7 protein-coding genes are annotated in these 10,781 nt (G+C 60.8%); 2 read left to right on the top strand and 5 right to left on the bottom strand.

Annotation, left to right across the window (positions count from 1 at the left end; all coding sequences use genetic code 11):
• Nucleotide 1: 1 nt before the first annotated feature.
• A complete protein-coding gene (locus BFP95_RS24015) occupies nucleotides 2-445 on the top strand; it encodes a hypothetical protein (RefSeq protein ID WP_065910815.1) in 444 nt (147 codons plus the stop codon).
• A gap of 210 nt (nucleotides 446-655) precedes the next feature.
• Here the strand turns inward: BFP95_RS24015 and BFP95_RS24010 are convergent, their stop codons facing one another.
• Complete coding sequence (locus BFP95_RS24010) at nucleotides 656-1,042, bottom strand: type II toxin-antitoxin system PemK/MazF family toxin (protein ID WP_065889141.1); 387 nt, start codon at nucleotides 1,040-1,042, stop codon at nucleotides 656-658.
• Between the two features lie 87 nt (nucleotides 1,043-1,129).
• Complete coding sequence (locus BFP95_RS24005; RefSeq protein WP_065879828.1) at nucleotides 1,130-2,023, bottom strand: LysR family transcriptional regulator; 894 nt, start codon at nucleotides 2,021-2,023, stop codon at nucleotides 1,130-1,132.
• A gap of 124 nt (nucleotides 2,024-2,147) precedes the next feature.
• On the opposite strand from BFP95_RS24005, the gene BFP95_RS24000 reads away from it, so the two are divergent.
• On the top strand, nucleotides 2,148-3,422 hold the full coding sequence (locus tag BFP95_RS24000; protein WP_065875907.1) for an MFS transporter: 1,275 nt from the start codon (nucleotides 2,148-2,150) through the stop codon (nucleotides 3,420-3,422).
• Between the two features lie 119 nt (nucleotides 3,423-3,541).
• On the opposite strand, the gene hemE is transcribed toward BFP95_RS24000, so the two are convergent.
• The 3 genes from hemE to gltB form a co-directional block, all read right to left on the bottom strand.
• Nucleotides 3,542-4,609, bottom strand: a complete 1,068-nt coding sequence (gene hemE / locus BFP95_RS23995) for a uroporphyrinogen decarboxylase (protein WP_065875723.1) — start codon at nucleotides 4,607-4,609, stop codon at nucleotides 3,542-3,544.
• Nucleotides 4,610-4,839: 230 nt separating this feature from the next.
• The gene (locus BFP95_RS23990) at nucleotides 4,840-6,258 is read right to left on the bottom strand and encodes an FAD-dependent oxidoreductase (protein WP_053140574.1); all 1,419 of its coding nucleotides are present in this window, start codon (nucleotides 6,256-6,258) and stop codon (nucleotides 4,840-4,842) included.
• A gap of 32 nt (nucleotides 6,259-6,290) precedes the next feature.
• Nucleotides 6,291-10,736: a glutamate synthase large subunit gene (gltB, locus tag BFP95_RS23985; protein WP_065910814.1), complete on the bottom strand. Its 4,446-nt coding sequence runs from the start codon at nucleotides 10,734-10,736 to the stop codon at nucleotides 6,291-6,293.
• Between the last annotated feature and the right edge of the window lie 45 nt (nucleotides 10,737-10,781).

Here is a 10,781-nt window from a genome sequence, read left to right as displayed (position 1 = left end):
AATGTCTTCCTTGTTACGCGCGACCCTGATCACCCTGGCCTTGCTGACCACCGCTGGCTGCACCAGCAAACCGGTGCTCAACACCCAGCACGACCTGCCGGCCACTGCCCAGGTCAGCGAAGAGAAAATGAAAACGGTGATCGTCAACGCCCTGCAAAAGCGCGAATGGACGGTACAACGCCTGAACCCACAACTGGTGCAGGCCGAGATCACCGTGCGCAACCAGTACTACGCCGCCATCGACATCCGCTACACCCGCAACAGCTACGCCATCACCTACCGCGACAGCCGCGAACTGGGCTACAAGGATGGCAAGATCCATCGCAACTACAACCGCTGGGTGAGCATGCTGGACCGCGACATCATGGCGGCGTTGCGCAACACTGGCGTGAATGAGTCTGGGACTGCGGCGCAGTTGTTTGAGCAGACGGGCACTTCGAAATAAAACTGGAGCTCGCTGCGCTCCAGAAACGACAAAGGGCGCCTTTCGGCGCCCTCTTCACAAACAGGTTGGCTTGTCATCGCCGCTTCCTGCCCGGCTCTGCGATGGCTGGTTGCCCAGGATCCTCAGAGTCTCACAAGCCCCTTTCGGGAACTTGTGCAGTATGCCTGAAAACAGTTTCCCAGCAACCCGTGGCAGAGTGCCGCTCATCCCTCAGCGCAACCCCAGCGCACTGCGCACCGCCGCTTTTATCGCTAGAAACTGATCAGAGGTGAGTTCAGCGATTTTGTAAGTTCGTTTGCCATGACGGTCTTTGCTTTTGATTCGGTCGAGCCTGCCCAGGCTGACGGTCGCCACAATGTCACATTTTGCCCAGCAGATAGGGCTCGCTCCTTGAAGATGACTATCGAGTTGCAAATGGTGATCCAGAATCGTCTGCGGGGCAGTGGTACTCAAGGGTACAACCGTCACCAGCAACTTATTGGTTCGGTGCTTGCGTATCACAATGACCGGGCGGATCTTGATGATTTCCGGTACTTCGTAACCTCGGAAATCACAGATCAACACGCTGCCCTCCTTGGGCTGATAGAGAAGTGCCATCCATATCACTCGCTTGAGAAAAAGCGATTCTGCGTAACTTTCCGGCGAATAACTAAGCCGGTTGCGTTACCTGATATGTGACGGTGCCTACACTACCGCCTTGCGCGTCAACAACTCCACAAACGCCGCAGCCATCGGCGTCTGCGCGCCTTTTCGCTGCACCAGCCACACCGCCGTCACCGCCTCCTGATCCAGCAGCGTGCGATACACCACCCCGTCTATCCGTATGCGCTGATAAGAGGCCGGCAACACCGACACGCCCAGCCCCGCCGCAACCAGGCCAATGATGGTCATCGCCTCCCCCGCTTCCTGGGCAAAGTGCGGGCTAAACCCGGCGTCACGGCACAGGCTGAGCAACTGCGCGTAGAGCCCACTGCCGTAGCTGCGCGGGAAAAACACAAACGGCTCTTCCGCCAACTGCGCCAGGTGCAGGCCACGCTCACTGCCTGCTACCAACGGGTGGCCAGCGTTCATTACGGCCACCAATGGCTCGCGCATCAGCTCGACCACACTCAGTGAATCCGGCAACGGTAATGGCCGCATCAGTCCGACCTGAATCGACTCATCCACCAGCGACTCAGCCACCTCGGTGCTGCTCATTTCCTGCAGACTCAGGTGCACCGCCGGGAACGCCTGGCGAAACGCAAAGATCGCCTGGGGAATGCTGGCGTTAAACGGTGCCGATGACGTGAAGCCGATCTTCAATTCGCCCAGCTCACCCAACTGCGCCCGGCGCGCCACGTCCGCCGCTTTGTCGACCTGAGCCAGCACCAATCGCGCCTCATGCAGGAACAACCGCCCCGCCTCGCTCAGCTCGACCCGACGATTGGTACGCTCAAACAAGCGTGCCCCTACTTCCTGTTCCAGCGCCTGTATCTGCTGGCTCAGCGGCGGCTGCGAGATGCCCAGCACCTGCGCAGCCCGGCCAAAGTGCAGTTCTTCGGCCACGGCAATGAAGTACCGCAAGTGACGCAATTCCATACAAGCCTCATTAGGTCGCAAAAGCTATCAAACAGGTCGAACAATATATTGGAAAGAATCATTAGCCAGCTATATTCTTTTTTGCATGGCCGGTCCTGGCACGTTCTTCCTCCACGAGGTCCCCGTGAATTCTGCTGTCGCTCCACTCGCTCAAGAGGTCCCGCCCACTGCCCTGGATGAGGTGGTGGCCCAGCTCAATGACGCGTACATCGAAAAGGGCACGCCGATGTTCATGCGCACGGTACTGGCGCTGTTCTCCGGTGGTTTCGCCACCTTTGCCCTGCTGTATTGCGTGCAACCGATGATGCCGGCGCTGTCCCACGAGTTTTCCATCAATGCAGCGCAAAGCAGCCTGATCCTGTCCGTGTCCACCGCGATGCTCGCGCTGGGCCTGCTGATTACCGGGCCGATTTCCGACACACTGGGACGTAAACCGGTGATGGTCGCCGCGTTGTTCTGCGCAGCGCTCGCGACGATTGCCAGTGGTTTGATGCCGTCCTGGGAAGGGATTTTATTCATGCGTGCACTGGTGGGCCTGTCGCTGAGCGGCCTGGCCGCCGTGGCCATGACCTACCTGAGCGAAGAGATCCACCCGCAGCACATCGGCCTGGCCATGGGCCTGTACATTGGTGGCAACGCGATTGGCGGCATGAGCGGGCGCCTGATCATCGGCGTGTTGATCGACTTCGTCAGTTGGCACACCGCAATGCTGATCATTGGCGCCCTGGCGCTGATCGCCGCCACGGTGTTCTGGAAAATCCTCCCCGAATCGCGCAACTTCCGCGCCAGCAGCCTCAAGCCGCGCAGCCTGGTGGACGGTTTTGTCATGCACTTCAAGGACGCGGGCCTGCCGTGGCTGTTCCTTGAAGCGTTCCTGCTGATGGGTGCGTTCGTGACGATGTTCAACTACATCGGCTACCGCCTACTGGCCGATCCCTACGACCTCAGCCAAGCCGTGGTCGGCCTGCTGTCGCTGGTATACCTCTCGGGGATCTACAGCTCGGCGAAGATCGGTTCCCTGGCCGACCGCCTCGGGCGCCGTCGCGTGCTCTGGGCGACTATCGTGCTGATGCTCGCGGGCATGACGCTGACCTTGCTCACACCGCTATGGCTGATCGTGCCGGGCATGCTGATCTTCACCTTCGGCTTCTTCGGCGCCCACTCAGTGGCCAGCAGCTGGATCGGCCGACGCGCGGTGAAGGCCAAGGGGCAGGCGTCGTCGCTGTACCTGTTCTGCTACTACGTGGGGTCGAGTATTGCCGGGACGGCAGGCGGGTTCTTCTGGCATTTTGCCGGGTGGAATGGGATTGGAGCGTTCATCATCGCGCTGCTGATCGGCGCGTTGCTGGTGGCGTTGAAGTTGGCGAAGTTGCCGCCGTTGGGGAATGTGCGGGCCTGACGCGATCTTGCTTTTAATGTGGGAGGGGGCTTGCCCCCGATTGCAGTGTGTCAGCCAATGAATCTGGTGACTGAAACACCGCTATCGGGAGCAAGCCCCCTCCCACATTGGTTTTGCGTTTATTCGTGATACTGCGCCGACAGCTCGTGCACCGCACGCAGGAACGCACCGGCATGTTCCGGGTTCACTTCCGGGGTGATGCCATGGCCCAGGTTGAACACGTGCCCGGTGCCCTTGCCGTAGCTGGCCAGGATTCGGCCGACTTCGGTGCGGATCGCTTCCGGCTTGGCGTACAGCACGGTCGGGTCCATGTTGCCTTGCAGCGCGACTTGGTTGCCGACACGACGGCGTGCTTCGCCAATGTCGCAGGTCCAGTCCAGGCCCAGGGCATCGGCACCTGCGTCGGCGATGCTTTCCAGCCACAGGCCGCCGCCCTTGGTGAACAGAATGACCGGAACCTTGCGGCCTTCGTGTTCGCGGATCAGGCCGCTGACGATTTTGCGCATGTAGGCCAGGGAGAACTCCTGGTAGGCCGCCGCCGACAGGTTGCCGCCCCAGGTGTCGAAGATCTGCACCGCTTGCGCGCCGGCCATGATCTGGCCGTTAAGGTAGGAAGTGACCGACTGAGCGAGCTTGTCCAGCAGCAGGTGCATGGCGTGCGGGTTGTCGTAGAGCATGGCCTTGGTCTTGCGGAAGTCTTTCGACGAACCGCCTTCGACCATGTAGGTGGCCAGGGTCCATGGGCTGCCGGAGAAGCCGATCAGCGGCACGCGGCCGTTGAGTTCACGGCGGATGGTGCTGACGGCGTCCATCACGTAGCCCAGGTCCTTGTGCGGGTCCGGGATCGGCAGGGCTTCGATGTCGGCCAACGTGCTGACGACTTTCTTGAAACGCGGGCCTTCGCCGGTTTCGAAGTACAGGCCTTGCCCCATGGCGTCAGGGATGGTGAGGATGTCGGAGAAAAGGATGGCAGCATCCAGTTGCGGATAGCGGTCCAGCGGCTGCATCGTGACTTCGCAGGCGAACTCCGGGTTCATGCACAGGCTCATGAAGTCGCCGGCGTGGGCGCGACTGGCGCGGTATTCCGGCAGGTAGCGACCGGCCTGGCGCATCATCCACACGGGGGTGACGTCCACGGGTTGCTTGAGCAGGGCACGAAGGAAACGGTCGTTCTTGAGGGCAGTCATGTCGGCATCCGCAAAAAAAGTGCGGGCATTTTCTCAGAGCCGGACGCAAAAGGCACGGAGTGAGCCGTGCCTTTTGTCTATCGGGTCAATTTGTCGCAATCTCTTGAACACGCTGGAAACCAATGTGGGAGCTGGCTTGCCTGCGATTGCGGTGGATCAGTCGATACATCCTGTGACTGTTACACCGCTATCGCAGGCAAGCCAGCTCCCACATTTGAGCGTATTTCAGATCAGACCTGCAGGTAATCCAGGATCCCTTCGGCGGCGTTGCGGCCTTCGAAGATCGCGGTCACCACCAAGTCAGAACCGCGCACCATATCGCCACCGGCAAAAATCTTCGGGTTGCTGGTCTGGTGCTTGTACTGGCCTTGTTCCGGGGCTACAACGCGGCCCTGGCTGTCGGTCTGAATCTCGAACTGCTCGAACCACGGCGCCGGGCTTGGGCGGAAGCCGAAGGCGATGACCACGGCGTCAGCCGGGATGATCTCTTCGGAGCCCGGGATCGGCTCAGGGCTGCGACGGCCACGGGCGTCCGGTTCGCCGAGACGGGTCTCGACCACCTTCACGCCTTCAACGCGGTCTTCACCGACGATGGCAATCGGCTGGCGGTTATAGAGGAATTTCACGCCTTCTTCCTTGGCGTTCTTCACCTCTTTGCGCGAGCCGGGCATGTTGGCTTCGTCACGACGGTACGCACAGGTCACCGACTTGGCGCCCTGGCGGATCGACGTGCGGTTGCAGTCCATCGCGGTGTCACCACCGCCGAGTACCACGACCTTCTTGCCTTTCATGTCGACGAAATCTTCCGGCGACTTTTCAAAGCCCAGGTTGCGGTTGACGTTGGCGATCAGGAAGTCCAACGCGTCATACACGCCTGGCAGGTCCTCACCGGCGAAGCCGCCCTTCATGTAGGTGTAGGTGCCCATGCCCATGAATACGGCATCGTATTCTTCGAGCAGTTGCTCCATGGTCACGTCTTTGCCGATCTCGGTGTTCAGGCGGAACTCGATGCCCATGCCGGTGAACACTTCGCGACGGTTGCTCAGTACGGTTTTTTCCAGCTTGAACTCGGGGATGCCGAAGGTCAGCAGGCCGCCGATTTCCGGGTTCTTGTCGAACACCACCGGGGTCACGCCACCCCGTACCAGCACGTCGGCGCAGCCCAGGCCGGCAGGCCCGGCACCGATGATCGCGACGCGCTTGCCGGTCGGCTTGACCTTGGACATATCCGGGCGCCAGCCCATGGCGAACGCGGTGTCGGTGATGTACTTCTCCACCGAACCGATAGTCACCGCGCCGAAGCCGTCGTTGAGGGTGCAGGCACCCTCGCACAGACGGTCTTGCGGGCACACCCGGCCGCACACTTCCGGCAGGGTGTTGGTCTGGTGCGACAGCTCGGCGGCGGCGAGGATGTTGCCCTCGGCCACCAATTTCAGCCAGTTGGGAATGAAGTTGTGCACCGGGCACTTCCATTCGCAATACGGGTTACCGCAACCCAGGCAGCGGTGGGCCTGGTCGGCCGAGTGCTGGGGTTTGAAGGGTTCGTAGATTTCCACGAACTCTTTCTTGCGTTGACGCAACAGTTTCTTCTTCGGATCTTTGCGCCCGACATCGATGAACTGGAAGTCGTTATTCAGACGTTCAGCCATGTTAAAACCTCATCAAACTCTTCAGGCGCATATCACTGCGGGTTGGCACGGATGCTGGAAAGCAACGATTTCAGGTTGGCAGCCTTGGGCTTGACCAGCCAGAAACGACGCAGGTAATCATCGAGGTTTTCGGCGAGGTTACGACCCCATTCGCTGCCGGTCTCCTCAACGTACTCGTCCAGCACGTGCTGCAAGTGGTTCCGATAGGATTCCATGGCTTCGCCGCTGATCCGCTGGATCTCGACCAATTCGTGGTTGACCTTGTCGACGAAGGTGTTGTCCTGGTCGAGCACGTAGGCAAAACCGCCGGTCATGCCTGAACCGAAGTTGTAACCGGTCTTGCCCAATACCGCGACAAAGCCCCCGGTCATGTACTCGCAGCAGTGATCGCCAGTGCCTTCCACCACGGTGTGAGCACCGGAGTTACGCACGGCGAAACGCTCACCGGCGGTACCGGCGGCGAACAGCTTGCCACCGGTGGCGCCGTACAAGCAGGTGTTGCCGATGATGGCACTGTCCTGGGTCTTGTAAACGCTACCTTTAGGCGGAACGATCACCAGCTTACCGCCGGTCATGCCCTTGCCCACGTAGTCGTTGGCGTCGCCTTCCAGGTACATGTGCAAGCCGCCGGCGTTCCACACGCCAAAGCTCTGGCCCGCAGTGCCCTTGAAGCGGAAGGTGATTGGCGACTTCGCCATGCCTTGGTTGCCGTGCTTGCGCGCGATTTCGCCGGAGACGCGTGCGCCGATGGAGCGGTCGCAGTTGCAGATATCCAGGGCAAATTCGCCACCGCTGGCGTCGTTGATCGAGCCGCCGGCCATTTCGACCATCTTTTCAGCCAGCAGGCCTTTGTCGAACGGCGGGTTGCGGTCCACTTGGCAGAACTGTGGCTTGTCTGCCGGGATGTGGTCGCTGCCCAACAACGGCGTCAGGTCCAGGTGGTTTTGCTTGGCGGTCTGGCCTTCGAGAATGTCCAGCAGATCGGTGCGGCCGATCAGCTCTTCGAGGGAGCGCACGCCCAGCTTGGCCAGCCACTCACGGGTTTCTTCGGCGACGTAGGTGAAGAAATTCACCACCATGTCGACGGTGCCGATGTAGTGATCCTTGCGCAGCTTCTCGTTCTGCGTCGCCACACCGGTGGCGCAGTTGTTCAGGTGGCAGATGCGCAGGTATTTGCAGCCCAGCGCGATCATTGGCGCGGTGCCGAAGCCGAAGCTTTCAGCACCGAGGATTGCAGCCTTGATCACGTCGAGGCCGGTTTTCAGGCCGCCGTCAGTCTGCACACGGACTTTACCGCGCAGGTCGTTGCCGCGCAGGGTCTGGTGGGTTTCAGCCAGGCCGAGTTCCCACGGTGCGCCGGCGTACTTGATCGAGGTCAGCGGCGATGCGCCGGTGCCGCCGTCGTAGCCGGAGATGGTGATCAGGTCGGCATAGGCCTTCGCCACACCAGCGGCGATGGTGCCCACGCCTGCTTCCGCGACCAGTTTCACCGAGACCAGGGCCTGCGGGTTGACTTGTTTCAGGTCGAAAATCAGCTGCGACAAATCTTCAATCGAATAGATGTCGTGGTGCGGCGGAGGCGAAATCAATGTGACGCCCGGCACTGCGTAACGCAGCTTGGCGATCAAACCGTTGACCTTGCCACCGGGCAGCTGGCCGCCCTCACCGGGCTTGGCGCCCTGGGCAACCTTGATCTGCAGCACTTCGGCGTTGACCAGGTATTCCGGGGTTACACCGAAACGGCCGGTCGCCACCTGTTTGATTTTCGAGCTCTTGAGGGTGCCGTAGCGCGCCGGGTCTTCGCCGCCTTCGCCGGAGTTGGAACGCGCGCCCAGGCGGTTCATGGCTTCGGCCAGGGCTTCGTGAGCCTCAGGCGACAAGGCGCCCAGGGAAATACCAGCAGAGTCGAAGCGTTTGAGGATCGACTCCAGCGGCTCGACTTCACTGATGGCCAGCGGCGTGTCCAGGGTTTTCACCTTGAACAGGTCGCGGATCATCGACACCGGGCGGTTATCCACCAACGCGGTGTATTCCTTGAACTTGGCGTAGTCGCCCTGCTGCACGGCGGCTTGCAGGGTGCTGACCACGTCCGGGTTGTAGGCGTGGTATTCGCCACCGTGTACGAATTTGAGCAGGCCGCCTTGCTGGATCGGCTTGCGCGCGCTCCAGGCTTCGGCTGCCAAGGCTTTTTGCTCGGCTTCGATGTCGACGAAACGCGCGCCCTTGATGCGGCTTGGCACGCCACGGAAGCTCAAATCGCACACTTCTTCGGACAGGCCGATGGCTTCGAACAATTGAGCGCCACGGTACGAGGTGACGGTGGAAATGCCCATCTTCGACAGGATCTTCAACAGGCCCTTGGTGATGCCCTTACGGTAGTTCTTGAACACCTCATAGAGGTCGCCCAGCACTTCACCGGTGCGGATCAGGTCACCCAGCACTTCGTACGCGAGGAACGGGTACACCGCCGAGGCGCCGAAACCGATCAGCACCGCGAAGTGGTGCGGGTCGCGGGCGGTGGCAGTTTCCACGAGAATATTGGAGTCGCAACGCAGGCCTTTTTCGGTCAGGCGGTGGTGTACCGCACCGGTCGCCAGGGAGGCGTGGATCGGCAGCTTGCCCGGCGCGATGTGACGGTCGGTCAGCACGATTTGGGTACGACCGGCGCGCACGGCTTCTTCGGCCTGGTCGGCGACGTTGCGCACAGCAGCTTCAAGGCCGAGGCTTTCGTCGTAGTTCAGGTCGATGATCTGGCGGTCGAAGCCTGGGCGATCCAGGGTCATCAACGAGCGCCACTTGGCCGGGGAAATCACAGGCGAGCTGAGGATGACGCGGGAGGCGTGCTCAGGCGATTCCTGGAAGATATTGCGCTCGGCACCGAGGCACACTTCCAGGGACATCACGATGGCTTCGCGCAGCGGGTCGATCGGTGGGTTGGTCACCTGGGCGAACTGCTGGCGGAAATAGTCGTACGGCGTACGCACGCGCTGGGACAGCACGGCCATTGGCGTGTCATCGCCCATGGAGCCGACCGCCTCGTAGCCTTGTTCACCGAGCGGACGCAGCACCTGGTCGCGCTCTTCAAACGTGACCTGGTACATCTTCATGTACTGCTTGAGCTGGTCGACGTCGTAGAAAGCCGAACCGTGGTCGTTGTCTTCCATGGTCGCCTGGATGCGCAGGGCGTTCTTGCGCAGCCATTGCTTGTAGGGGTGACGGGACTTCAAACGGTTGTCGATGGCGTCGGTGTCGAGGATCTGCCCGGTTTCGGTGTCCACGGCGAGTATCTGGCCAGGGCCTACGCGGCCTTTAGCAATGACGTCTTCCGGTTTGTAGTTCCACACGCCGATTTCCGACGCCAGGGTAATGAAACCGTTGGTGGTGGTGACCCAACGCGCCGGGCGCAGACCGTTACGGTCGAGCAGGCACACCGCATAGCGGCCGTCGGTCATTACCACACCAGCCGGGCCGTCCCACGGTTCCATGTGCATCGAGTTGTACTCATAGAATGCCCGCAGATCGGGGTCCATGGTCTCGACGTTCTGCCACGCTGGCGGAATGATCATGCGCACGCCACGGAACAGGTCGATGCCGCCGGTGACCATCAGCTCGAGCATGTTGTCCATGCTGGAAGAGTCGGAACCTACGCGGTTGACCAGCGGGCCGAGCTCTTCCAAATCCATCAAATCGTTGGCGAACTTGGTGCGACGGGCCACGGCCCAGTTGCGGTTGCCGGTGATGGTGTTGATCTCGCCGTTGTGGGCGAGGAAGCGGAATGGCTGGGCCAGCGGCCATTTCGGCAGAGTGTTGGTGGAGAAACGCTGGTGAAACACGCAGATTGCGGTTTGCAGGCGTTCATCGCTCAGGTCTGGATAAAAGGCGGTGAGGTCCGCCGGCATCATCAGGCCTTTATAAATGATGGTTTTGTGCGAAAAGCTGCAGATGTAGTGCTCAGTATCAGCGGCGTTGGACACGGACGAACGACGACGCGAGGTGAACAGTTTGATCGCCATGTCCTGGTCGCTCAGGCCGTCGCCGGCGATGAACACTTGTTCGATCTGCGGTAGGCGCTCAAGGGCCAGGCGGCCGAGCACGCTGGTGTCGATCGGCACTTTGCGCCAGCCAACGAGTTGCAGGCCGGCAGCGAGGATCTCGCGGTTCATGTTCTCGCGAGCGGCCTCGGCTTTGACCGGGTCCTGGTTGAAAAACACCATGCCCACGGCGTACTGCTTGGGCAGGTCGACCGCGAAATGCTGTTGGGCGATGGCGCGCAGGAACTGGTCGGGCTTTTGAATGAGCAAGCCACAACCGTCACCGGTCTTGCCGTCGGCGTTGATCCCACCGCGGTGGGTCATGCAGGTCAGGGCCTCGATGGCCGTTTGCAGAAGGGTATGACTGGGCTCGCCCTGCATATGGGCTATCAGGCCGAAACCACAGTTATCCTTGAATTCATCGGGTTGATACAGACCTGCTTTCATAGACACTTTCTCACCAGGCTGCCTCTTATACCGAGGCAAATTTCT

Source organism: Pseudomonas sp. 58 R 12 (assembly GCF_900005865.1).
Classification (GTDB): Bacteria; Pseudomonadota; Gammaproteobacteria; order Pseudomonadales; family Pseudomonadaceae; genus Aquipseudomonas; species Aquipseudomonas tritici.
The sequence above is the reverse complement of the archived record's forward strand: the minus strand, read 5'-3'. Positions and strand labels throughout refer to the sequence as shown.